The 22,621-nt window shown below is 62.8% G+C and carries 24 protein-coding genes; 14 read left to right on the plus strand and 10 right to left on the minus strand.

Features of this window, described 5'->3' with window-relative positions:
- Positions 1-142, minus strand: a 142-nt coding sequence (locus O1W68_RS14240; protein WP_269305336.1) for an FAD/NAD(P)-binding protein, incomplete at its 3' end; no start/stop codon positions are given.
- A 441-nt stretch (positions 143-583) separates the two neighbouring features.
- Here O1W68_RS14240 and O1W68_RS14245 point away from each other — a divergent pair.
- The 4 genes from O1W68_RS14245 to O1W68_RS14260 are packed head-to-tail and all read left to right on the plus strand — an operon-like array spanning position 584 to position 3,729.
- The gene (locus O1W68_RS14245) at positions 584-1,474 is read left to right on the plus strand and encodes a TauD/TfdA dioxygenase family protein (protein ID WP_269304569.1); all 891 of its coding nucleotides are present in this window, start codon (positions 584-586) and stop codon (positions 1,472-1,474) included.
- A 20-nt stretch (positions 1,475-1,494) separates the two neighbouring features.
- Positions 1,495-2,022 (plus strand): Rv0361 family membrane protein, encoded by a 528-nt coding sequence (locus O1W68_RS14250; RefSeq protein WP_136171006.1) that lies wholly within the window; start codon positions 1,495-1,497, stop codon positions 2,020-2,022.
- A gap of 37 nt (positions 2,023-2,059) precedes the next feature.
- Entirely contained in the window at positions 2,060-2,473 is a 414-nt protein-coding gene (locus O1W68_RS14255) for a rhodanese-like domain-containing protein (protein WP_269304573.1), read from the plus strand.
- A 17-nt stretch (positions 2,474-2,490) separates the two neighbouring features.
- Complete coding sequence (locus O1W68_RS14260) at positions 2,491-3,729, plus strand: O-succinylhomoserine sulfhydrylase (RefSeq protein ID WP_269305338.1); 1,239 nt, start codon at positions 2,491-2,493, stop codon at positions 3,727-3,729.
- Positions 3,730-3,759: 30 nt separating this feature from the next.
- Here the strand turns inward: O1W68_RS14260 and O1W68_RS14265 are convergent, their stop codons facing one another.
- From O1W68_RS14265 to O1W68_RS14275, 3 genes are all read right to left on the minus strand, one after another.
- Positions 3,760-4,875, minus strand: coding sequence for an isochorismate synthase (locus O1W68_RS14265; RefSeq protein ID WP_269304575.1), 1,116 nt, complete (start codon positions 4,873-4,875; stop codon positions 3,760-3,762).
- Entirely contained in the window at positions 4,875-5,633 is a 759-nt protein-coding gene (locus O1W68_RS14270) for an HAD-IIA family hydrolase (protein ID WP_442972385.1), read from the minus strand. Before O1W68_RS14270 ends, O1W68_RS14265 begins: the two co-directional genes overlap by 1 nt.
- Positions 5,634-5,716: 83 nt before the next feature.
- The gene (locus O1W68_RS14275; protein WP_269304579.1) at positions 5,717-7,204 is read right to left on the minus strand and encodes an MFS transporter; all 1,488 of its coding nucleotides are present in this window, start codon (positions 7,202-7,204) and stop codon (positions 5,717-5,719) included.
- Positions 7,205-7,425: 221 nt separating this feature from the next.
- Between O1W68_RS14275 and O1W68_RS14280 the strand changes: the two genes are divergently transcribed.
- The 4 genes from O1W68_RS14280 (at position 7,426) to O1W68_RS14295 (ending at position 9,813) form a co-directional block, all read left to right on the plus strand.
- On the plus strand, positions 7,426-7,773 hold the full coding sequence (locus O1W68_RS14280; protein WP_269304580.1) for a DMT family transporter: 348 nt from the start codon (positions 7,426-7,428) through the stop codon (positions 7,771-7,773).
- Entirely contained in the window at positions 7,773-8,096 is a 324-nt protein-coding gene (locus tag O1W68_RS14285; RefSeq protein ID WP_269304582.1) for a DMT family transporter, read from the plus strand. Before O1W68_RS14280 ends, O1W68_RS14285 begins: the two co-directional genes overlap by 1 nt.
- A gap of 45 nt (positions 8,097-8,141) precedes the next feature.
- A complete protein-coding gene (locus tag O1W68_RS14290) occupies positions 8,142-8,411 on the plus strand; it encodes an alpha/beta hydrolase (RefSeq protein ID WP_269304584.1) in 270 nt (89 codons plus the stop codon).
- Between the two features lie 124 nt (positions 8,412-8,535).
- The gene (locus tag O1W68_RS14295; protein WP_269304585.1) at positions 8,536-9,813 is read left to right on the plus strand and encodes a hypothetical protein; all 1,278 of its coding nucleotides are present in this window, start codon (positions 8,536-8,538) and stop codon (positions 9,811-9,813) included.
- Positions 9,814-9,897: 84 nt separating this feature from the next.
- On the opposite strand, the gene O1W68_RS14300 is transcribed toward O1W68_RS14295, so the two are convergent.
- Positions 9,898-10,104: a dodecin gene (locus tag O1W68_RS14300; protein WP_269304587.1), complete on the minus strand. Its 207-nt coding sequence runs from the start codon at positions 10,102-10,104 to the stop codon at positions 9,898-9,900.
- 174 nt (positions 10,105-10,278) lie between these two features.
- On the opposite strand from O1W68_RS14300, the gene O1W68_RS14305 reads away from it, so the two are divergent.
- From O1W68_RS14305 to fgd, 3 genes are all read left to right on the plus strand, one after another.
- Positions 10,279-10,986, plus strand: a complete 708-nt coding sequence (locus O1W68_RS14305; RefSeq protein ID WP_269304588.1) for a GNAT family N-acetyltransferase — start codon at positions 10,279-10,281, stop codon at positions 10,984-10,986.
- A 37-nt stretch (positions 10,987-11,023) separates the two neighbouring features.
- Positions 11,024-11,365, plus strand: a complete 342-nt coding sequence (locus O1W68_RS14310; protein ID WP_269304590.1) for a YidH family protein — start codon at positions 11,024-11,026, stop codon at positions 11,363-11,365.
- A 79-nt stretch (positions 11,366-11,444) separates the two neighbouring features.
- Entirely contained in the window at positions 11,445-12,458 is a 1,014-nt protein-coding gene (gene fgd, locus O1W68_RS14315; RefSeq protein WP_269304591.1) for a glucose-6-phosphate dehydrogenase (coenzyme-F420), read from the plus strand.
- A gap of 95 nt (positions 12,459-12,553) precedes the next feature.
- Here fgd and O1W68_RS14320 read toward each other — a convergent pair whose 3' ends face one another.
- A complete protein-coding gene (locus tag O1W68_RS14320; protein WP_269304593.1) occupies positions 12,554-13,072 on the minus strand; it encodes a nitroreductase/quinone reductase family protein in 519 nt (172 codons plus the stop codon).
- A 61-nt stretch (positions 13,073-13,133) separates the two neighbouring features.
- On the opposite strand from O1W68_RS14320, the gene pta reads away from it, so the two are divergent.
- On the plus strand, positions 13,134-15,209 hold the full coding sequence (gene pta, locus O1W68_RS14325; protein WP_269304594.1) for a phosphate acetyltransferase: 2,076 nt from the start codon (positions 13,134-13,136) through the stop codon (positions 15,207-15,209).
- The gene (locus tag O1W68_RS14330; protein ID WP_269304596.1) at positions 15,206-16,387 is read left to right on the plus strand and encodes an acetate kinase; all 1,182 of its coding nucleotides are present in this window, start codon (positions 15,206-15,208) and stop codon (positions 16,385-16,387) included. Before pta ends, O1W68_RS14330 begins: the two co-directional genes overlap by 4 nt.
- On the opposite strand, the gene O1W68_RS14335 is transcribed toward O1W68_RS14330, so the two are convergent.
- The 3 genes from O1W68_RS14335 to O1W68_RS14345 are packed head-to-tail and all read right to left on the minus strand — an operon-like array spanning position 16,379 to position 20,990.
- Entirely contained in the window at positions 16,379-18,691 is a 2,313-nt protein-coding gene (locus O1W68_RS14335) for a serine/threonine-protein kinase (RefSeq protein ID WP_269305341.1), read from the minus strand. The two genes, O1W68_RS14330 and O1W68_RS14335, sit on opposite strands and share 9 nt — an antisense overlap.
- A 2-nt stretch (positions 18,692-18,693) precedes the next feature.
- Complete coding sequence (locus O1W68_RS14340) at positions 18,694-19,677, minus strand: glutamate ABC transporter substrate-binding protein (RefSeq protein WP_442972386.1); 984 nt, start codon at positions 19,675-19,677, stop codon at positions 18,694-18,696.
- 8 nt (positions 19,678-19,685) lie between these two features.
- A complete protein-coding gene (locus O1W68_RS14345; protein WP_269304598.1) occupies positions 19,686-20,990 on the minus strand; it encodes a hypothetical protein in 1,305 nt (434 codons plus the stop codon).
- Between the two features lie 67 nt (positions 20,991-21,057).
- Between O1W68_RS14345 and O1W68_RS14350 the strand changes: the two genes are divergently transcribed.
- Complete coding sequence (locus O1W68_RS14350) at positions 21,058-21,897, plus strand: NUDIX hydrolase (protein ID WP_269304600.1); 840 nt, start codon at positions 21,058-21,060, stop codon at positions 21,895-21,897.
- 27 nt (positions 21,898-21,924) lie between these two features.
- On the opposite strand, the gene thiE is transcribed toward O1W68_RS14350, so the two are convergent.
- Entirely contained in the window at positions 21,925-22,617 is a 693-nt protein-coding gene (gene thiE / locus O1W68_RS14355) for a thiamine phosphate synthase (protein WP_269304601.1), read from the minus strand.
- Positions 22,618-22,621 lie beyond the last annotated feature (4 nt).

A 22,621-nucleotide genomic window follows, 5' to 3' on the forward strand; every position in this document is an offset into this window, starting at 1 on the left:
CGGGCATGCGTTCGAACAGATCGACGCTGACGCCGCGGCCGGCGAGGTTGTAGTCGGACTTCATGAGTGCGTCGGCGGCGTAGATGCCTGCCGGTCCGGCGCCGACGATAGCGACGCGAAGTGGACGGGTCTGATCAGTCATGTGCAGCGAACTACCTTCGTCGAGGGAAGTACGGATACCCCAGCATAAATTAGGCATGACTTCGCTCGGTCGGTGGTACTCATCACTGTGCTGTCAGCGGCATGTAATCTTCGAAATTGCGCTATTGCCCAGTTCCAGGTAGGAATTGCACTGTGCACACGACATTTTTGGTCCGGCGGATAGCCGTCGACTTCTGTCGTGTCTGCACCAATATGTGCTGTCGGTGACCACACCCGACTCGTGAGCCTTTTCGGCCATTCTCCTTTCGTTCGAATATCCAGCACCCATGTCGGCTCCGCCCAGGATCCTTCGCTGCTCTCCCACACTCGCTGATGCGTGAGAGACTGCAGGTAGACATCCGCCAGGTCAGAGCCTCGCTGAGCCCGCCGATGACGCGGTCCGCAGCGTAGAAGACTCCGCAGCGCAGAAGACAAGGAAGTCATGACCACCATCGGTACGGCCGTCTCTCTCACCCTCGACAAACTCGGTCCGCGTTTCGGCGCCGAAATAATCGGACTCGATATCGTCTCGGCTTCCGACACCGAGGTGCTGGCGGTCCGGCAGGCACTCGTCGAGCACAAAGTTCTGGTAGTGCGCGGACAATCGCTCGACGACTCGGCTCAGATCGACTTCGGTCGTAGGCTCGGCGAGTTGACCGCTGGGCACCCGGTCCACCACAGCGGTGACGTCGCAGAAGAGGTCTATGCCCTCGACAGTCAGGACAACGGGTTCTCCGACGTCTGGCATACGGACGTGACGTTCATGGCTCGTCCGCCGATGGGTTCGATTCTGCGATCCGTCGTACTACCTCCGCACGGCGGTGACACCAATTGGGCCGACAGTCAGCTTGCCTACGAATCGCTCTCGGCGCCGGTGCGGCAGATGATCGATCAGTTGACTGCGGTCCACGACGGTAACCGCGAGTTCGGTTACTACCTCGCGCAGAACCGCGGCGGCAAGGGCAATATCTGGGACGGCGAGGAGGTGACGGCGCTGGTACCCGTCGAGCATCCGGTAGTACGGGTCCATCCCGAGACCGGCCGTAAAGGCATCTTCGTCAATCCGGGATTCACCTCCCACATCGTCGGTGTGTCCGAGGCCGAGAGTCGCGGAATTCTCGACTTTCTCTATGCGCACCTCACCAAGCCCGAGCATGTGGTCCGCCACCGCTGGCGTCTCGGCGACGTCGTGTTGTGGGACAACCGCAGCACCTCGCACTATGCAAATCGCGACTACGGCACCGAGCGTCGAGTGATGCACCGAATCACCCTGCGCGGTGACATTCCGATCGGCCCCGCAACAGGACAACCCCGGCCGAACCTCGGCGCGTAAAGACAAGGAAGATTGTTCGTATGGCGTCGTGGCGTGAACGAAGACAACAGTGGGCCGATTCTCGTGAGGAAGCGCAGAACAACGCCTCCGAGGCGGCAAGCGAGGCAGACGGGCGCCGTCCGGCGTCGGCGTGGCCGTTCCTGCTGGCAACCGGGATAGTGGTTGCGATTCTTGCTGCTATTTTTCTATCCGCCAAGTTTGCGCCTGCCGAGGAGAACATCACCCAGGCCCAGTTGATGACGGACAGCATCACCGATTTCGTCGACGCGCAGAACACCGGCGATGCCGAGCTGCTGCGATCGGCGACGTGTTCGGACCAGGTTGCGAAGCTCATCAACGGCACTGACGACCAGTACCGATCCGACCGGGCCGAATACGTTCAGGAGAACGGCAAGACCACCGTCGACGGCGTACCTACCGACTACCAGGTCAACGGTGACCGAGGCGTCGCGACGGTGCCGACGAAGGAAGCGAAGTCCGGAGCCACGGCCGACGATCAGTGGAAGTTCGTTCGCTCCGGCGATCAATGGCTGGTGTGCAACGTATGAGAGATGTCGAATCCATCGAATATGGAAGGCTTGACCCGTGACTTATGCAGGTGACATAACCCCTCGAGCCGCCTGGGAGCTGCTTCGCAGCGATCCCGATGCAGTGTTGGTGGATGTGCGTACCCACGCGGAATGGCAATATGTCGGCGTGCCGGACACCTCGACGATCGAGCGGCCGACGCATCTCATCGAGTGGGTCGGTTACCCGGATGGTGCGCGCAACGAGCGCTTCCTCGAACAATTGAAGGAATCCGGTGTCGACGGCTCCCGTCCGGTGGTGTTCCTGTGTCGATCCGGGCAGCGATCCATCGGGGCTGCCATCGCCGCAACCGCTGCCGGTATCGGCCCGTCGTACAACGTTCTCGACGGGTTCGAGGGCGCAACCGACGCCGAAGGCCATCGCGGCGCGACCGGGTGGCGTGCGGCAGGCTTGCCTTGGAGGCAGTCGTGAGCGAGACGGGGAATCGGATGAGTGGCGGGCAGGGCTCGAGTATCCCGAAGGGGGGCGGCTTCGAGAAGCCGTTGCCCACGGGTGTCGGTCAGGGAACTTTGGGGGTCCGCGGTGGTTTGATGCGCTCGGGCTTCGACGAGAACTCCGAGGCGCTGTACCTGTCCTCCGGATTCGTCTATGAAAGTGCCGGTGCAGCCGAGCAGGCATTCACGGGCGAGATCGATCATTTCGTCTACTCGCGCTACGGCAACCCGACCGTGAAGATGTTCGAGGAGCGACTGCGGCTGATCGAGGGCGCGCAGGCGTGCTTCGGTACTTCGAGCGGGATGTCGGCAGTGTTCACCGCGCTCGGAGCATTGTTGAAAGCAGGCGACCGACTGGTAGCGGCGCGCAGTCTGTTCGGATCGTGCTTCGTGGTGTGCAACGAAATTCTGCCGCGATGGGGCGTGGAGACCGTCTTCGTCGACGGCGAGGACAACGATCAGTGGGCAGAGGCGCTGTCGGTTCCGACCACTGCCGTGTTCTTCGAGACGCCGTCGAACCCGATGCAGTCGCTCGTCGATGTCGTGCGAGTGTCCGAGCTTGCGCACGCCGCAGGCGCAACTGTGGTGTTGGACAACGTCTTTGCGACTCCGCTGTTGCAGAAGAGCCTTGATCTGGGTGCCGACGTCGTGGTCTACTCGGGCACAAAACACATCGACGGCCAGGGCCGAGTTCTCGGCGGCGCGATCCTCGGGTCTGCCGAGTACATAGACGGACCGGTGAAGACGCTGATGCGCCACACCGGCCCTGCACTGAGTCCGTTCAATGCATGGACTCTGCTCAAGGGGCTCGAGACGATGCCGGTGCGAGTGCGGCACTCGACGCAGGCTGCGCTGGAGATCGCGCGGTTCCTCGAAGGGCATTCGGCGGTGTCGTGGGTCAAGTACCCCTACCTCGAATCGCACCCTCAGTACGAACTGGCGAAGTCCCAGATGAGCGGTGGCGGCACCGTCATCACGTTCGAGCTCGACGCGGCAGAGGGCGAGGGGAAAAAACGAGCATTCGAATTCCTCGACGCGTTACGAATCGTCGATATCTCGAACAATCTAGGCGACGCGAAATCGCTCATCACTCATCCGGCGACGACCACTCACCGCGCTATGGGCCCGGAAGGTCGTGCCTCAGTTGGTATTACCGACGGCGTGGTGCGTATCTCGATCGGGCTGGAAGACACCGTGGACCTGATCGCAGATCTGGAACAGGCGCTGCGCTAGCTGCTCTTCGGCACGTCACTGTCGGTTCGGCTAGAGGCCCAGGGCAGCGAGAATCGTCCGGAACTTTGCAGTCGTTTCGGCAAGTTCGGCGTCGGGATCGGATGCTTCGACGATCCCGCCGCCGGCTGTTGCGACGGCCGAGAGTCCGCCTGCTGCAAGCTCGAGCCCTCTGATCGCGACCATCCATTCGCCGTTTCCGGTGCCGTCCGTCCAGCCGACCGTGCCGGCGTAGAAGCCGCGCTTACCTTCTATACGTGCGATCGCCTCCATGGCCGCTCCGCGGGGAACACCGGCGACGGCGGCAGTCGGATGCAGGGCGAGTGCCACCTCGAGTGCCGTTGTTGTTTCTTCTCGGAGAACTCCGGTGATCGGCGTACTGAGATGCCATAGCTGCGGAGTGCTGCTGAGCTGCGGCAGTTCTGGGATATCGAGGTCTGAGCAGAGCGGCTCCAACGCCGCTCGAATCTCCTCGACTACGAAACGGTGTTCGGCGTGGTCTTTCGTACTCGCCTGCAATTGTGCTGCGATCTCCGCGTCCAACCGGGGATCTTCGCTACGCGCTGCGGTGCCGGCGAACGGGTGACAGGTGACCGTGGTGCCGTGGCGTCGTACCAGCAGTTCTGGGCTGGAACCGACCAAATATTTTCCCGAGTAGTCACCGCCGGCCGCGGACAGGTCGACGGCGAAACCGTTGCCGAGTCGGTCCGCACGCACCAACGCGTCGAGAAGCGAGAGTGGGGGGATCGGTCCGTCCGCGTGCAGCTGCAGTGACCGAGCCAGCACCACTTTCTGTGCGGCGCCCGCTCGCAACGTTTCCACGAGCGCCCGTACCCGCTCGACGTGCACCGCCGAGGAAGGGATCTGCCCACCGATGTGCACGCTCGGCAGTGGAACGACGGTCCCCGATGGCTGCCACGGACCCTGCCGCCGGGTCAGTTCGAGCGGCTCGACCAGTGCCGCTGGGTCGGCGACATCGAACGGTAGCGCCCCGACGACGGAGTACCCGGCGCGCACAGCGTCGACAGCGTCCTGGATTGACGGATAACAACGATCGGTTCCCCTGGCTTCGACGCTGTAGTCGCTGCGGGACAACACGAACCTGCCACTGTTCAGGTCGGCTGAATGGTCCGGGGTAGCTCGGTTCATCAGAAGGGAGTCTGGGTGCGACCGACCAGATCTGCCACCGAGTTGATGACTTTGGTCGGGCGGAACGGGTACTGCTCCACCGACGCTGCGGTCGAAATACCGGTCAACACCAGGATGGTCTGCAGCCCCGCTTCGAGTCCGGACACGATGTCGGTGTCCATGCGGTCGCCGATCATGAGGGTGCTCTCGGAATGGCCGCCGATCTTTCGGAGCGCGGACCTCATCATCAGCGCATTCGGCTTACCCACGTAATAGGGCTCTTTCCCGGTTGCCTTGGTGATGAGTGCGGCGACGGATCCGGTGGCGGGCAGCGAACCGTCGCGAGAGGGGCCCGTGGCGTCGGGATTGGTCGCGATGAAGCGTGCGCCCTTCTCGACCAGGCGGATTGCCGTAGTGATCGCTTCGAAGGAGTAGGTCCGGGTTTCACCGAGCACCACATAATCGGGATTGGAGTCGGTGAGGACGTAACCGATGTCGTGCAGTGCCGTCGTCAGGCCCGATTCACCGACGACGTACGCACTTCCACCCGGTCGCTGATTTCCTAGAAAATTCGCGGTGGCAAGCGCGGAAGTCCAGATCGATTTCTCCGGAATGTCCAGTCCGGTTCTTTCCAGACGGGCCCGCAGATCCCGGGGAGTTCGGATCGAATTGTTCGTCAGCACGACGAACGGGATCTCGTTCGACTGCAATTCGGCAACGAACACGTCGGCACCAGGAATGAGGTGGTCCTCGTGCACGAGGACGCCGTCCATGTCCATCAGATAGGTCCAACGCTGCGGTTCCTCAGGTGAGCTCACATCACCATTGTGCTCTACCCGGCTGTTGGAGGACCTGCTGAGCGTCAGTTCCCCGCGGTGGCGGGCTCGAATGCCTCAGCAGCCGACTCGACCGTTGTCGAAGTAGTCGGACTCTGGAATCGCGGGATGAAGATGCAGAGTACGAAGGCCAGAACGGAAGCTCCTGCTGCAACTGCCATCGTCACATGGAAGGCTGCTTCGGAGGGGACACTGACCGTTCCGGTGCTGATGGTCATCTGCGCAAGGATGACGCCTGCCACTGCACTGGCGAAAGATGTTCCGAGAGAGCGCATCAGCGTGTTGAAGCTGTTGGCTGCACCGGTTTCCGAGGCGGGAACGACGCCCATGATGAGCGCGGGCATAGCTCCGTACGCGAGACCGATTCCGGCGCCGATGATGATCGAAATGAGAACCAGAAGCCACACCGAGCCGAGTGTGACGGCGCCTACCAGGTAACCGACGGCAATGACGAGCGCCCCCAACATCAGGGTGACTTTCGGGCCTCTCGTTGTGGTGATGTGAGCGGAGATCGGTGCGACGAGCATCATGACCAGACCGGAAGGAGCCATCACAAGGCCGGCAGCGAGTATCGACTGTCCCAACCCGTACCCCGTCTCAGTCGGCAACTGAAGAACCTGGGGAAAGACCAAGCTCATCGCGAAGAACGCGAATCCGACGAAAATCGACGCGAGGTTGGTGAAGAGCACCTGCCGACCGACGGCGACGCGGAGATCGACCAGCGGCTCTGCGGTGCGGAGCTCCCACCATCCCCAGAATGCGAATGCGGCAAGCGAGACCATCAGCATTCCCAGCGTCAGAGCGCTGGTCCATCCCCAACTCGAACCTTTGGATATCGCCAGGAGCAAAGTGATGAGTGCGGCCGACAGGGACGCCGCTCCGGCAAAGTCGAAGCGTCCACCGGAACGAACTTTGGATTCGGGGACGACTGCGATGACCAGGCCGGTGACGAAGACCCCTAGAGCGGCGGCCGCCCAAAACAAGTAGTGCCAGCTGGCGTACTCGGCGATCAGTGAGGCCGCAGGAATCCCGAGGGCACCGCCGACGCCGAGCGAGGCGCTCATCAGAGCCACCGAACTTGCGAGCTTCTTGGCAGGGAGGACATCGCGCATGACGCTGATTCCGAGTGGGATCACGCCGGCTGCGAAACCCTGCAAAGCCCGGCCGACGACGAGTGGCACCACGGTCGCGCTCAGCGCACCGATGACCGATCCGACGACGAGCAGAGCCAGGCCGAGGAGAAGTATCCTGCGCTTGCCGTACATGTCGCCGAGTCGGCCCATCATGGGGACCGCTACAGCTCCCGCGAGCAACGTCGCGGTGATCACCCATGCAGTGTTCGTCGCAGAGGTGTCCAGCAGCGTCGGGAGTTGGGGAATCAGTGGAATGACCAAGGTCTGCATGAGTGCGACGACGACGCCCGCGAATGCCAGGACCGCGACTATCGGACCCGTGCCGGCGCCTTTCGCGGAATCAGAGACCGCGGGCGCGGTGCCGGCCGAGCGTGGGGACATCGTGCCTCCGCGGCATATAGGTAATAGAACAAAAATTTCTAAATCAGGTGACTGACCGAAGTTAATTCACATGACTCAATCCGTCAATCCGGGACATCGAACCCGGTAGCAAGTCCGATGTGCACAGACGGCGATCAGGGTAGGTCGAGACTGTCGTCGAAGGTCACCTTGCGGGCGCTGGTTCGGCGGGGTGGGACCATCATCGGTATGCAGGCAACGAAGTGAGTACACGGGTATGGGCGCTGTTGGCGGCTGCCATCACCACCGAGGTCGCGGCGTCCCTGTCGTTGAAGGCAGCACTCGATGCCCCAGCCTGGTACGCGGTGGTGGTGGCCGGATACGGCGCATCGTTCGTACTGCTGTCGATGATCCTCCGGACCGGAGCGCCGATCGGCAAGACCTACGGCATCTGGGCGGCAGCTGGAATCGCGTTGACCGCGATACTCGGCACTGCAGTATTCAGTGAACCCTTGACCGTCACCATGGTCGCCGGCATCGTCCTCGTCATCGGGGGAGTGGTTCTCGTCGAAGTCGGCTCAGGACGTGCAGCACGCAAGGTCGACCTCTGATGTGGTGGTTGTTGGCAGGTGCGATTGCCACCGAAGTGGCCGCGACGCTGTCACTACGAGCGTCGGAGGGCGGGCGAGTGAAACTATGGCTGATCCCGGTTGTGCTGGGATACGTCGCCGCATTCGTGCTGCTGTCACTGACTCTCTCCGCGGGAATGGCCATCGGCGTCGCATATGGAGTCTGGGCCGCATGCGGGGTCGCGTTGACGGCCATTGCCGGCCGGCTGTTGTTCAAGGAGCCTCTCACCTGGATCATGACGGCTGGAATTGCGCTCATCATCGGCGGCGTCCTACTGATCGAAGTCGGATCGGCTGCACACTGATCCGAACCGTTGACGCGCGCATGAGGCAGTGATGAAGTTGTGGACGTGCCATTCTTCGACGGGGTATCGGGTCCGATTTACTACCGACAGTGGGCTGCGGAGGTCCCACGGGTGTCGGTGGTGTTTTTGCACGGGTACGGCGAGCATTCCGGCCTGTACCACCGTCTCGCGGACTCATCGAGTTCGGACGGAGTCGAGTTCTGGGCGCTCGATCATCTCGGTCACGGACTCTCGCCCGGTGATCGCGGAAATTTCGGCTCACTTCGTGAAATGGGCGACGACGCAACGGCACTGACTTCGCTTGCCCGATCCTGACACTGCGGGAGATCGCCGGTGCTCGCCACGACGTTCTCAACGAGACCGGGCATCGGCGGACCGCAGCGTCGATCGCGAATTTCGTACTCGAACAAACGGAACCGACCGAAGAGGAGGACCGGGCATGGCTCGGTTGACCATCACCGACTCCCAACGCGCCGCACTGGCCGACGCAGCCTCTTTCCCGCTGCTCGACGCCATAGCCGGGCGCCGCTCCCGCAGATTTCCCCTCGGTGGGGAGATTCCCGACGGCCCGTTGGCGTACAAGAGTTCTCATCCCGTGACACCTCTGTCCGAGGTCGAGCGGGCGCTGGTGCTCTCGGTGGTCGGCGGGGTGACGGGATGGCACTACGGGATCACCCGGCACGGGGGATATGCGCCGAAGTTTCCCAACTATTCGGGTTCTGCTGTCGGACGGACGTTTCCGTCGGCAGCAGGCTTCCACACGAGCCAATTGTTCTTCACCGACGATTCCGGAACGTACATTCTGCCCACTCGAGACCTTCCGCCGTTGGAAGGCGAATTCGATCTGGAGAACTGGCTGAACCACACCGTCGATCATTACGTCCGGCTCTCCGACACCAGGCTCGAGATTCCCCGCGAGGAGCCGTACATGGAAGGCCACAACACCTGGATCGCGAACCATCCAGGCAGCCTTCTCGCCTTTCCGGTCGCGGACCTGTCGGAACACTTGATCGCGAACCTGTCGTTCTTCGCAGCCAACGGATACGTCGTATTCGACGACGTCAACGACCGCCCGATCCCAGGACTCGAGTCGTTCTCGCACCTCGCTCATTACGAAGATCCGGTTCCGCTGTCGTTCGTCGAGCAGTACACGCTCACCGAGGCGAGCGCGGAGCTGGCGACGGCCACACACAACGGCGTACTGCTGCTCCAAGCACTCGGCCTGGGTGGATGGATGTTCGACGGGCTCGACCGGCTGTCGGTACTGGGCGGATCCGGCGATCCGCGCGCTCCTGGCCTGGGCTTTCGATCCGATTCCGATCCGCGTTGGGCATTCCCGAACGCCACGGGCCTGGCCGGCTACTTCGAGACGCTGTCCCCGCCGCACGTATCGACCGTCGCCGACGGCGTCGCGCGGTACATCGACCGCAAGTACGGCCCCGGTGGTCCCTTCCATCCGGACACCCCCGGGCCGTGGGCCGACACCCCGACAGTGCGGTCGGCAGCGCTGCCCGCCGATGCCGTGCAGGAACTCGTGACGGCGGAAGCGTCGTACATCTACGATACGTTCGGGAAGCTGCCCGGCACGGTTCCCACCGTGCATGTACTGATGTATCTGCAGGCTCAGAACATCGACTTGGACTTCTACGACACACATTTCGTCCCTGGGGCGTATCTGCGGACGCATGCCGAACACGCAAAGCGATGGAAGTCGTGACCGCTGTCGATGGCCGAAGCCGGAAAGTCCCCGAGGACGCATCACTGGGTGTGCGTCCTCGGGGATATCCAGGCCCAAGTCAGATCATTCGAGCTTGAAGCCGACCTTGATCAGGACCTGGAAGTGAGCGACTACGCCGTCCTCGATATGTCCACGCGTCTCCACGACCTCGAACCAATCGAGGTTGTTCAACGTGGAGTTAGCGCGGGAGATGGCCTTGCGAATGGCGTCGTCGGAACTTTCCGTCGAGGTTCCGACGATCTCGGTCATGCGGTAGATGTTGTCGCTCATGTTCTCTCGTTTCGCTAGGCAACACGTCCTGAACCCATGTTCTCCGATGCCCGACGGTTCCAAACCAAAACCGCCGATTCCGTTCCGGCGCGATCGGGAGTTTCTCGGCTTTCGGGATGGAGACTGCCCGTCGAAACGTTGCACCGTCGTAGCACCAGGAGAAAGGGCGAACGAGTGAGTTCACAGGAAGTAGAGGAGACGCAGAGCGTGCACCCTCTCGACGATCCGGTAGTCGCGTCGCTGCGCGGAAAGCACCGGCGGTTCGCCCGCACGCTGGGACGCGTCTCGCGATTCGACCCCGAGGTCGCGCCGTTCCTCGGACACCCGTTGCCGATGGAGGAGCAGGACTGGAAGGACATCCGGACGCTGTTCGGGCCTCACGCCGTCGTATCGCTTCGAGGTACCGGGCACACCCTTCCCGACGGCTGGGAGCTGATCGACAAGTTCGGGATCGTGCAGCTCGACGGCAGTGGTCTCGAGACCCGTCCGTTGCCGGGGGCTGTCCGGCTCGGTGTCGGCGACGTCGCCGACATGGAAGACCTCATCGCTCGTACGCAGCCCGGCCCGTTTCTGCCGCGGACGTACGAGCTAGGCACCTACCTGGGCATCCGCGAAGACGGCGCGCTGGTCGCCATGGCAGGCGAACGGATGCATCCACCGGGATGGACCGAAATAAGCGCGGTCTGTACGGATCCGGCATATCGCGGACGAGGGCTTGCTACCCAGCTCGTCCGCGCAGTCGGGCACGGTATCCGCGAGCGCGGCGAGACACCGTTTCTGCACGCGTCGGCGGCGAACGTCGGCGCAATCAGGCTGTATCTGTCGATCGGGTTCGTCCTCCGAGAGGAATCTCTGCTGACCTTGGCGCGCACGCCTGCCTAGAGTTCGAATACAAGGTGACTGGGGCACGATGGGGGGCATGACCCAACCCGACCGCCCGGACGAGCGCTTCACCCTGGCCAGCGAACGCACGTTCCTCGCGTGGATGCGCACAGCTCTCGGCTTGCTCGCAGGCGGCATCGCCGTCGTACATCTGGTTCCCGATTTCAGTACCGGATGGGTGCGGACCGGTCTCGGCTTGACGCTGATCCTGATGGGCGGAGCCGCAGCCTTCGTCGGCTTGCGACGCTGGATGCAGGTCAAGCATGCCCTCGAGCGAGGAGCGCCGATGCCCGAGGCGACAGAGTTGTGGATTTTCTCCGTCGGAATCGGAGCCATCGCAATCCTCGCCGCGGTCGTCACCGTGCTCGGTATCACGTAGGAGAAGGACCGGTGTGGTCGTCGCCACGGCGGGAAGGGCACAATCGAGGCATTAGTGACATTTAACGAAGGAGTAGCGCGTGGCACAGGCTCTGAAGCTCGGATACAAGGCGTCGGCCGAGCAGTTCGGCCCACGAGATCTCGTCGAACTCGGTGTTCTCGCCGAGGCACACGGCATGGACTCGGCGACAGTCAGCGACCACTTCCAGCCGTGGCGCCACGAAGGCGGACACGCACCGTTCTCGTTGGCATGGATGACCGCGGTCGGCGAACGAACCAAGACCATCCAGCTCGGCACCTCGGTGCTGACGCCGACATTCCGCTACAACCCGTCGGTCATCGCACAGGCCTTCGCGACCATGGGCTGCCTCTACCCGGGACGCATCATGCTCGGTGTCGGTACCGGCGAAGCGCTCAACGAGATCGCAACCGGATACAAGGGCGAGTGGCCGGACTTCAAAGAACGGTTCGCGCGGCTGCGTGAATCGGTGCGCCTGATGCGTGAACTGTGGCTCGGCGACCGCGTCGACTTCGAAGGCGACTACTACTCCACCAAGGGTGCATCGATCTACGACGTCCCCGACGGCGGAATCCCGGTCTACATCGCGGCAGGCGGACCCGTCGTAGCGCGATATGCAGGACGAGCGGGCGACGGCTTCATCTGTACCTCGGGTAAGGGCATGGAGCTCTACACCGACAAGCTGCTCCCGGCCGTCGAGGAAGGCGCAGGCAAAGCGGAGCGCGACGCAGGCGAGATCGACAAGATGATCGAGATCAAGATTTCCTACGACACCGATCACGAGTTGGCGTTGGAGAACTGCCGGTTCTGGGCGCCGCTGTCACTGACCCCGGAGCAGAAGCACTCGATCGAAGATCCGATCGAGATGGAGAAGGCAGCCGACGAACTGCCGATCGAGCAGGTCGCGAAGCGCTGGATCGTCGCCTCCGACCCGGACGACGCCGTCGAACAGGTCAAGCAGTACACCGACGCAGGCCTGAATCACTTGGTCTTCCATGCGCCCGGACACGATCAGAAGCGGTTCCTCGAACTGTTCGAAAAGGATTTGGCGCCGAGGCTTCGCAAGTTGGGCTGACCGTCCGCCGCTTGAATGTGGGCTGCTTGAATGTGCGCTTCAAGCTATCTGATCGTATGAATGGACCGTTGAAGCGGTGGGTGGGGCTGAAGCGGTCAGGAAGCAGCGTCAGCCGACAGTGCAAACATCCGCATATCGCGGTCGGTCCGGGTCTGGTATTCACCGTAGGCCCGGACCATGTCGGCGAACGCGGCGTAGATCCGAACTTTCTCGGTGCCGGTGACCGGTGTTGCTGTCACCGGGATCCGCTGGCCGCCGATAGCAACGGTGGCGCGAGGTTCTTTCAGAAGGTTCGACGTCCAGGCCGGGTGATGTTCTTGGCCGAAGTTGCTGCCGACAACGAAGAGTCGATCGTCTTCCCGGTAGTACAGCAGTGGGCTGCTTCGAATCTTGCCGGACTTGCAGCCGGTCGTGGACAGTAATACGACGGGTGCGGCGATGGGCCCGAGGATCGTGAACCTGCCGTCGGTGCGTTCGAGGAGCCGACGGTCCACCCCGGCGAGGTGTCGGATGACCCACGATCCCGGTTTCGTTGCCGCGAATGCAATGGCGGGCTTGCGGATCATACTGCTCTCGCTGCCCCAGCGGACGTCTGGGAATGGTGATTGGGTCATAACCCATGATGCCCGTTGCGGGTAACAGTGTGTCAATACAGCACCGACTAGTCTGGCTGGCATGGCCGAGTCTGCTTCCTCCATCTATATCGCCTCACCCGAGGGCGACACCGGTAAGTCGACGATTGCGCTCGGGGTGCTGCAGATGTTGTGTGCTTCGGCGGCGCGGGTCGGTGTGTTCCGGCCGATTGCGCGTTCCACCACCGAGACCGACTACATCCTCGAACTGCTCATCGATCACACCACTGCGGATCTGACGTATGAGCAGTCGTTGGGGGTCACATACGAGGAAGTACATGCCGATCCGGATATGGCGCTCGGTGAGATAGTTTCGCGGTTCCACGAGGTATCCGAACAGTGCGATGCCGTGGTGATCGTCGGCAGCGACTACACCGATGTCGGTAGCCCGAGTGAGCTGGGATTCAACGCGCGCATCGCCGCCAATCTGGGTGCCCCGGTGCTGTTGGCGTTGCGAGGCTCGGGAAGAACTGTCACGGAAGTCGCGCAGTACGCCGAGCTGTGCAAGGCCGAACTCCGCGCGCACCATGCGCATCTGGCAGCAATTGTGGCCAACCGGTGTGATCCCGGCAAGCTCGACGAGATCGCGGCAGCACTGGAGCCGCTCGGTGTGCCTGCGTGGACTTTGCCGGAAGTTCCATTGCTCGTTGCGCCGACGATGGCGGAATTGCTGACGGCGATCGACGGCGAAATGTACAGCGGCGACCCCGAGCTGTTGCGCCGTGAAGCGTTGAGGGTCATGGTCGGCGGCATGACGGCCGAACACATCCTCGAGCGGTTGAGCGAAGGTGTGGTCGTGATCGCGCCCGCAGATCGGTCCGATGTTCTTCTGGCCATGGTCAATGCGCACGAGGCAGAGGGTTTTCCATCGCTCGCGGGCATCATCATGAATGGCGGGATTTCCCCGCATCCGGCTATCGCGCGTCTTGTCGCCGGACTGGGCCCGCGGCTTCCGATTCTGACGACCGGACTGGGAACGTTCGACACAGCGTCGGCCGCGGCGAACACCCGTGGTCGTATGGCGGTGGGTTCGCAGGGCAAGGTCGATACGGCGATCTCCCTCATGGAACAGCGGGTCGATGCCAAGGTACTCATCGACCGCCTCGAACTCACCATCCCTGCGGTCACGACCCCGCAAATGTTCGAGTACCAGCTCATTCACCGCGCCCGTACCGATCGCAAACACATCGTGTTGCCGGAGGGCAACGACGATCGGATTCTGCGTGCGGCCGGTCGCTTGTTGCAGCGGCGGGTGGCGCAGTTGACGCTCCTCGGTGAAGAGGGGCCGATCCGTCGTCGGGCCGCGGAACTGGGCGTCCAACTCGACGACGCGCAGGTGCTCGATCCGGCAACTTCCGACTACGCGGAAGTATTCGCCGCGGAGTACACCGAGTTGCGCAAGCACAAGGGCATGACCATCGAGCGTGCCCGCGAAGTGATGACCGATATCTCGTACTTCGGAACGATGATGGTGCACAAGGGAATCGCCGACGGCATGGTGTCCGGTGCCGCGCACACCACAGCGCATACGATCAGGCCGTCGTTCGAGATCATCAGGACGGCCGAAGGGGTGAACACGGTGTCGTCGATCTTTCTGATGTGTTTGTCGGATCGAGTTCTCGCATACGGTGATTGCGCCATCGTTCCCGACCCGACGGCCGAGCAGTTGGCCGACATCGCCATTTCCTCGGCGCAGACGTCCGCACAATTCGGTATCGAACCGCGGGTGGCGATGCTGTCGTATTCGACCGGTGATTCCGGCACCGGCGCGGGAGTCGACAAGGTGCGCGCAGCCACTGCTCTTGTCCGCGAACGGAGCCCGGAACTGCTGGTGGAGGGGCCGATTCAATACGATGCTGCGATCGAACCCTCGGTCGCCAAGTCGAAGCTTCCCAATTCCGAGGTGGCCGGACGCGCAACGGTGTTCATCTTCCCCGATCTCAATACCGGGAACAACACGTACAAGGCTGTGCAGCGGAGTGCGGGTGCCATCGCTGTCGGGCCGGTACTGCAGGGTCTGCGCAAGCCGGTGAACGATCTTTCTCGTGGTGCGCTGGTGGAAGATATCGTCAATACCGTTGCCATTACGGCCATCCAAGCCCAGGAGATCGAACAATGAGTGTGCTCGTCGTCAACTCGGGCTCGTCCTCGGTGAAGTTCCAACTTCTCGACCCGGTGAGCGGTGTCTCCATCGCGTCGGGGCTCGTGGAGCAGATCGGTGAACCAGAGGGGCACGTGACCCTCGACTACCTCGATGAGGAAACGAAGAAGACGCAGGAGATCGCCGATCACGGGGTCGGTCTCGCGATCGCTTTCGACATGCTCGCCGCCGCGGGTGTGGAACTGGGGTCCGATGTCATGGCCGTCGGGCACCGGGTGGTGCACGGCGGTGAGGTGTTCTACCGGCCAACCCTCATCGACGACTGTGTGCTGAAGCAGATATCGGATCTTTCCAATCTTGCGCCATTGCACAACCCACCGAACGTGCTCGGTATCGAGGTTGCGCGGCAGCAGTTGCCCGACGTGCCGCACGTCGCAGTGTTCGACACCGCGTTCTTTCACGGACTTCCCGCGGCCGCATCGACCTATGCGATCGACCGTGACGTCGCGAAAGCGCACGACATTCGCCGATACGGATTCCACGGCACCTCTCACGAATACGTGTCGCAACAGGTGGCGGAGTTCTTGGGGCGCGAGGATCTGAATCAGATAGTTCTGCACCTCGGCAACGGGGCATCCGCTTCGGCGATCCGGGGCGGTTCGCCGATCGACACTTCGATGGGGCTGACGCCACTCGAAGGCCTGGTGATGGGCACGCGAAGTGGCGATATCGACCCAGGCGTCGTCATGCATCTGCGGCGCAGCGCGAACATGGAGGTCGACGCCATCGACGAGCTGCTCAACCGACGGTCGGGGCTGAAGGGTTTGGCAGGTGTCAACGACTTCCGGCAACTGCAGCAACACATCGACGACGGTGATGCCGACGCCACCCTGGCATTCGACGTCTACATCCATCGCTTGCGCAAGTACATCGGTGCCTACATGCTCGACCTCGGCCGACTCGACGCCATCACCTTCACTGCCGGGGTGGGTGAGAATGCCGCAGCGGTCCGTGCGTCCGCACTGGCCGGCCTCGGTGGGTTCGGGATCGAAGTGGACGCCGAGCGAAATATGCTGCGCAGCAAGGTGGCTCGGGTTATCTCGACCGATGCGTCGGCGGTGAAGGTGCTGGTGGTGCCGACGAACGAGGAACTGGCTATCGCGCGGGCGGCAGCTCAGCTGGTGCAGTCAGAATAGTGATCGCGGCCTGATGGCGTTCGCCAGATCCACCAGGGTGTAGCGGTGGGCTCGGTCGGTCGCATTGCGGGCAAGCGCGCGTAGACCCGCTTCGGTACCGGTACGCAGGCCTGACTCGGTGAACGGAGAGCCGAGGATGGGCTCGCGTTCCTCAGCGACGGCGTGCCCGGATCGCACCCAGTCCACGGCCATCGCCAACACCAACGTACGCATTTGCAGGGTACGGCTCTCCCCACGCGGCAACATGGCAACGCGACGCGCTGCCTCGCGAAAGTCTTTCTCCTCCAGGTCTTTCGATGATCGATCCATTAAAATCACCAGGACGCTGGTCATCCGCGCGACGGCGTAGTGGCGTGAGCTGATCGGTACCTGGTCGAGAGCGGCTACCGCGCCTTCGAAATCTCCGCGGTACATCATCTGCCGCGCCAGACCGAATGCCGAGCTGACGATTGCGCGGTTGGTTCGCCACACTGTCCGGTAGTACGACTCGGCATACGCTCGCCACTTCTCACGCTCGTCGGTGTCGAACTTCTCGGTACCTTCCCTGATGAGTTCGGCAGTGGCAGCGAGGGCTATCTTCGGCGCGAGCTCCCCGGGAAGTGCGTCGAGAACCTTCTCGAAATGCATCGAGGCGTAACCGAATTCGCCACGAAGCAGTCCGATGAGGCCTGCGTACCACTCGACCCGCCAGGGATCGTTCCCGTCGGTGCGGACCTGTTTGAGAACCGAACTCGCAACTCCGACATCACCTAGGTCGAGGTGTGCTTTGACCTCGGCGAGCGTGATCTCCAGACCGCCGGACGAGCCGTCGGCGAAGCGCTCGATGCCGTTGCGACGTGCATGCGCCAGCGAATCGAGTGTCTGCTGGGGTTCGCTGTGTACGGACGCGGCGAGCAGAGGTGCGCTCGGGTCGGCGGGATCGACCAGCGGTACAGGCAGCGCGGTGACGATCTCGCGGCCGTTGATCTTCTCGCCACGGAGCTTCCCGTCGACGTACGTGTCGGTTCGGCCCACCGATTCCTCGGTGCCGAACGTAGTACGCGGCGGACTGAACGCCGTCGACAGCCCGGGTCGTTCGGTTCCCGTCTTCAACGCCAAAATTTCACGCAACACCCCGGTGGCCTGGCTTGCCAGCACCTCTGCCGTCGAAAAGCGTTGTGAAGGATCGGGATTGGTGGAACGTTGCAGTAATCGATGGAACGACGGATAGGTGCGCAACAACTCGTGATCGTCGGCGGAAGGAATGCCGGCTTCGTACCTGCCCCCGCTCGAGGGCATCTCCAGCGTGAGGACCGCAAGAGTGCGGCCGACGGTGTAAATATCCGAGCTGATGGTCGGCCCGGTCTTGGCGATCTCGGGAGCTTGATACCCGGCTGTGCCGTACAGGTATCCGAAGTCTTCGATTCCCGAGACGGCACCGAGATCGATGAGTTTGATCTGATCGTCGGTCACCATGATGTTCTCGGGTTTGAGATCGTTGTAGACCAAGCCGATGGAGTGCAGATACGCCATCGCCGGCAGCACCTCGAGGATGTAGGCGATCGCTTGCTCTACCGGCATGCGTTTGTGCTCGTCCTGCGTCGGCAGGATGTCTCGGAGCGAGCGTCCACCGACGTATTCCATGACGATGAAACCTATATTCGTGCCGTCGGCGCGCGGTTGCTCGACGAAGTTGTAGATCTTCACCACGCCCGGATGCGCGACTTCGGCGAGGAACTGACGCTCGGCCACCGCAACGGCATGCGCCTCGTCGTCGCCGGAATGGAGCAAACCTTTCAGCACCACCCATCGATCGCTGACATTGCGATCGATCGCCAGATAGACCCACCCCAGCCCTCCGTGCGCGATACATCCCTGTACTTCGTACTGCCCGACCACCAAATCACCGGGCTCGAGTAGTGGTGAGAAGTCGTAGTGGGAACCACAGCGATTGCACGTTCCGGCCGGCTTGTCCGGTTCTCCCTCAGCGTTTCGGCCGACTGGTGCATTGCATTTCCAGCAGAATCTTTTTCGCTGCGGAACCGTGGGATCTTGCATGACGGCCGTAGCGGGATCCACCGGATCCACCCGAGGGACTTCGACCAACCCGGCGCCGAGTCGCCGCCTGATCCCGGTACCGCGCGTGCGACCGGATCGCACACGCCCCGACGTCCGATCGGACCGCCGGACGGAGGCAGGGGTTCGCTCCACTGCCTGGGTCCGGTCCGCTGCGGACGGTCTCTCGACGGCCTGGGTGCGGTCCGTGAAATCGGGTTCCGCGGTCGGAGCCGTCGCCGGGCCGGTAGGTGTGTCGGGATCGCCCATGATCAGTCGACGTACGTAGGTGCGGGAGGACCCGGCGAAGTACCCATCACCGTGAGCCACTTGTTGTACAACCGATTCCACGTGCCGTCCGAGCGAACCCGTTCGAGGGTACCGTTGACGAATCTGACCAAGTCTTCGCTCTCCTTCTTGATTCCGACACCATAAGGCTCAGGGCTCAAACTGGCGCCTACGATCTCGAGATATGGATCCTGCGAGGCGAGACCGGCAAGAATTGCGTCGTCGGTGCTGATCGCGTCGACCTGGCGTTGCTGCAGCACGACAAGGCAATCCGACCACATCGAGGCAGTGACGATCTGCGCCGTCGGCACGATGCGCTGCAGTCTGCGCAGTGACGTCGTGCCGTCCACCGCGCATACTCGCTTGTCGGCAAGATCGGCGACTCCGTTGATCCCCGATCCTTTGACTGCCAGAACACGTTGCTGCGCTTGGAAGTACACGGTGGAGAACGACACGTCCTCTTTGCGGGCACAGGTGACCGTCATGGTTTTCACCACGATGTCGACCGTCGAATCCTGCAGTCCCTCGATACGTTCGGCGGAGGACATTATCCGAAAATCCACCCGATCCGGATCGCCGAACAGGTCGCGCGAGATCTCCCTCGCGATGTCGACGTCGAATCCGACGAGTTTGCCGGTCATCGGGTCGCGAAAGCTGAAGAGATTGCTACCGGCATCGAGCCCGACGATCAACCGGCCACGTTCTTTGATCGCGTCGACGGTCGGCATCGGCGGGGCGTTCTCACCGGCTGCTCCGGGCGGTATCGGCCGCAGGCTGGAGGTGGGGCGATCGCACTGGGGATCCGGAATCGACGGCTCGGAAGCGGTGGGAGCGGGGCCTGCGCCGTCGGGCAGCGGTGGTTCGGTGTAGCTGACGGCCGGAACATCCGGTACCGCATCTTCGGTTGCGCATCCCGCGATCAGTGCACCGACGACAGCGAGGATTGCGAACGAGAAACGAAGGGACACCGAACTTTTCACAGGTACTCACGCAACCTCGGAATGAGCCCCGCTCCGACTGCTGCGGCAGCGGCGACGGCGAGGACGATCGCACCGGAGGCCAGTCCGGTCAGGACAGACTTGGCGCGAACAACGTTGCCGCGCAGTTCAGCACGTGCATCGTCGATTCCGTCGTCGAGCATCGTGTCGAGCAAGCGGAATTGGGTCGAGGAATCCTGAACACCGTTACCGGTGGCCACGGTGACCGCAGTAGTGAAGTCGCCGACAGCGAGTGCCTGGTCGATCCGCTCATGCGAGGCCTTCCACGCGGCGACCGAGCCGGTCATCTCGGCATTGTCTGCAAACAGTTCGGTCAAGCGGTCGGTGTTCTGCGCGAACTCCGCGTCGAACTCTCTGGTACTTCCGCGTCGGATCAGGTTGAGTGTTTCATCGGCGCGGGCCTGCTGCGCCAGGATGAAACCTGAGGTCAGTTTCTGCAACGGAGCAACACCGCGGTCCAGTGCGCGGTCGGTGGCTATCGAAGAAATCAGCCCCGCCACCAACATCCACCCGAGCAGGATCGCGATCGCCAGGGACGCTCCGAGAAATCCCGCGTTGAGCTTCCGGCGGGTGCGGGTAGAGAGGTATATCTGTGCGAGCACCAGCAGTATCAGGCACACCACGATGAGACCGATCGACACGAACGGTGGATTGACGAAACGTTCCTGGTCGTTGGCCACTCGAGCTGCCTGCTCGGCGTAGAGGCGTTCGGCACGGGGCAGCAGCGAGGACTGCATCTGCGTCGACGCCTCACCCAGGTACGCCGCACCGACGGGATTGCCACTGCGATTGTTGGCACGAGCGGTTTCCACCAGTCCGGTATACACCGGCAGGCCCGCGCCGATCTCCATGAGAACCCTTCGCGCTTCGTCGTCCGAAACCGCGAGCCCGTCGGATGCCCGGATCAATTCGGTGCCGGCATTTCCGATCGCCTGGGTGTATCGATCGCGAACGTCCTTGGGCTCCAACCCGCCGGCGATGAAGGCAGTCGAGGCAGCCGCGTCGGCAACGGACAGTGCGCCGTAGAGGTTCTGTGCCGAGTTGGCGAGTGGCTCGGTCCGAACGAGAAGAGTGTCCAGAGTCCGAGCTCTCTCGGATACCGAGATGGAAGTAACGGTGCCCGTGACCACGAACGCGATGATGAGTATCAGTCCCAGAGCGATCATGCGCGCCGGTGTCGACCGAATCAGACGCTGCAGTTCGCGTCGAGAATCGGCCTCCGACGTCACGGCAGCCGTCGTAGGAGGTACGGCAGCCGAGGGCGTAGTGCCGACCACAATCACAGTACCGAGCATATAAGCCGGAGCCACCGTCCGTACGCCTACCGGAAGGTTCACCTAGGGTGTCGGTATGCGTGGCGACGGTGACGGGTGGGTTGTAGGTGAGGACGGCACGCGGCACTGGGGCAAGCACGGCGCGGCGGGGCTACTACTGCGGGCGCCTTCGCCGCACGGTAAGCCGACGGTCCTTCTGCAGCACCGGGCGCTCTGGAGCCATCAAGGCGGGACGTGGGCGTTGCCGGGTGGCGCAAAGGACTCGCACGAAACCAACGTGCACGCCGCTGTTCGCGAAGCAGACGAGGAAGCCGGAATCGGTGCCGACAACGTTTTCGTACGCGGCGAAGTCGAGACGGCACGGATGGCGAGCGGATGGTCCTACACGACCGTCGTCGCCGACGCGGCCACCCAACTCGACACCACAATGAACGGTGAGAGCACCGAACTTCGGTGGGTTCCGGAGAGCCTGGTCGATCAACTGCCCCTACATCCTGGATTCGCCGCCAGCTGGGCCTCCCTGCGCATCAGCCCGCTACGGGTTCTGCTGGACACCGCGAACGTACTCGGCTCGAGGCCCGACGGTTGGTGGCGTGATCGCAGCGGCGCAACAGGCAAGTTGCTGAGCTCGCTGGCGGGCACCCTTCCGCGAACCGTCGAGCTGCCGGGTGTCGGCTTCGGCTGGCTCACCCGGATCGAGGCCGTACTCGAAGGTGAAGCACGAGCAGCGCAGTTCGAGGACATCAGAGTCCCCGTGATCCACGCCGCCGGCAGCGGGGACGACGAGCTCGCATCACAGGCACAGGCGTCGACGACACTCACTGCTGTGGTCACCGCGGACCGCGGACTGCAGCAACGGATCCCGACGTCGGTGCAGGTGCTATCGCCGTCGACCGTGCTGGGATGGCTCGGCTAGCCAGCCGTGCATTTCGGATCTACCGGGTCAGCCCTGCAACGCGAGCTTGAGCTCCCGTGCAGCTGCCTGTGGATCTCGAGCTTTGGTGATGGCCCGTACGACGACGATGCGATTCGCGCCCGCGGCGAGAACTTCGTGGACGTTCTCGGCGTCGATGCCGCCGATGGCGAACCACGGCCGCGTCGGAGCGGATTCCGCGGTGCTGCGCAACAGGTCCAGACCGGCTGCTTTCCGGTTCGGTTTGGTCGGTGTGGCCCAGATCGGCCCGGTAGCGAAATAGTCGACGCCGTCCTCGATGGCAGCGAGAGCGGCCTGGCTTCGATTCTGTGTCGACCGCCCGATGACGACGTCGGGGCCGAGGATCTGGCGTGCATAGTGGACCGGAAGATCGCCCTGGCCGAGATGCAGCACGTCGGCGCCCGATGCGAGGGCAAGATCCGCGCGGTCGTTGACTGCGAGGAGAGCACCGTGACGTTTGGTGGCGGCCGACAGAATTGCCAGCGCAGCCAACTCGTCCTTGGCTTCGAGCGGGCCGAACGTGCGCTCGCCTTCGGAGTTCTTGTCGCGAAGTTGAATGACGTCGACGCCACCGGACAGTGCGGCCTCGGCGAACTGGGCGAGATCGCCGAGTTCGCGTCGAGCATCGGTGCACAGATACAGCCGAGCTGATGTCAAACGCTCACGCGCTTCCGGGTTGCGGATGATCCGATCGCTTTGCACACCG

Origin of the sequence: Rhodococcus sp. H36-A4 (assembly GCF_027158005.1) — a bacterium.
In the GTDB taxonomy this organism is placed as follows: Bacteria; Actinomycetota; Actinomycetes; order Mycobacteriales; family Mycobacteriaceae; genus Rhodococcoides.

Excerpts from the sequence above, each read along its gene's own strand:
- O1W68_RS14335 (WP_269305341.1), bottom strand. The coding sequence starts at position 18,691 with ATGGGCGATCCCGACACACCTACCGGCCCGGCGACGGCTCCGACCGCG.
- O1W68_RS14295 (WP_269304585.1), top strand. The coding sequence starts at position 8,536 with ATGGCTCGGTTGACCATCACCGACTCCCAACGCGCCGCACTGGCCGAC.
- pta (WP_269304594.1), top strand. The coding sequence starts at position 13,134 with ATGGCCGAGTCTGCTTCCTCCATCTATATCGCCTCACCCGAGGGCGAC.
- O1W68_RS14350 (WP_269304600.1), top strand. The coding sequence starts at position 21,058 with ATGCGTGGCGACGGTGACGGGTGGGTTGTAGGTGAGGACGGCACGCGG.
- O1W68_RS14310 (WP_269304590.1), top strand. The coding sequence starts at position 11,024 with ATGACCCAACCCGACCGCCCGGACGAGCGCTTCACCCTGGCCAGCGAA.
- O1W68_RS14260 (WP_269305338.1), top strand. The coding sequence starts at position 2,491 with ATGAGTGGCGGGCAGGGCTCGAGTATCCCGAAGGGGGGCGGCTTCGAG.
- O1W68_RS14270 (WP_442972385.1), bottom strand. The coding sequence starts at position 5,633 with ATGGACATGGACGGCGTCCTCGTGCACGAGGACCACCTCATTCCTGGT.
- O1W68_RS14275 (WP_269304579.1), bottom strand. The coding sequence starts at position 7,204 with ATGTCCCCACGCTCGGCCGGCACCGCGCCCGCGGTCTCTGATTCCGCG.
- O1W68_RS14245 (WP_269304569.1), top strand. The coding sequence starts at position 584 with ATGACCACCATCGGTACGGCCGTCTCTCTCACCCTCGACAAACTCGGT.
- O1W68_RS14330 (WP_269304596.1), top strand. The coding sequence starts at position 15,206 with ATGAGTGTGCTCGTCGTCAACTCGGGCTCGTCCTCGGTGAAGTTCCAA.
- O1W68_RS14300 (WP_269304587.1), bottom strand. The coding sequence starts at position 10,104 with ATGAGCGACAACATCTACCGCATGACCGAGATCGTCGGAACCTCGACG.
- O1W68_RS14320 (WP_269304593.1), bottom strand. The coding sequence starts at position 13,072 with ATGACCCAATCACCATTCCCAGACGTCCGCTGGGGCAGCGAGAGCAGT.
- O1W68_RS14265 (WP_269304575.1), bottom strand. The coding sequence starts at position 4,875 with ATGAACCGAGCTACCCCGGACCATTCAGCCGACCTGAACAGTGGCAGG.
- O1W68_RS14250 (WP_136171006.1), top strand. The coding sequence starts at position 1,495 with ATGGCGTCGTGGCGTGAACGAAGACAACAGTGGGCCGATTCTCGTGAG.
- O1W68_RS14285 (WP_269304582.1), top strand. The coding sequence starts at position 7,773 with ATGTGGTGGTTGTTGGCAGGTGCGATTGCCACCGAAGTGGCCGCGACG.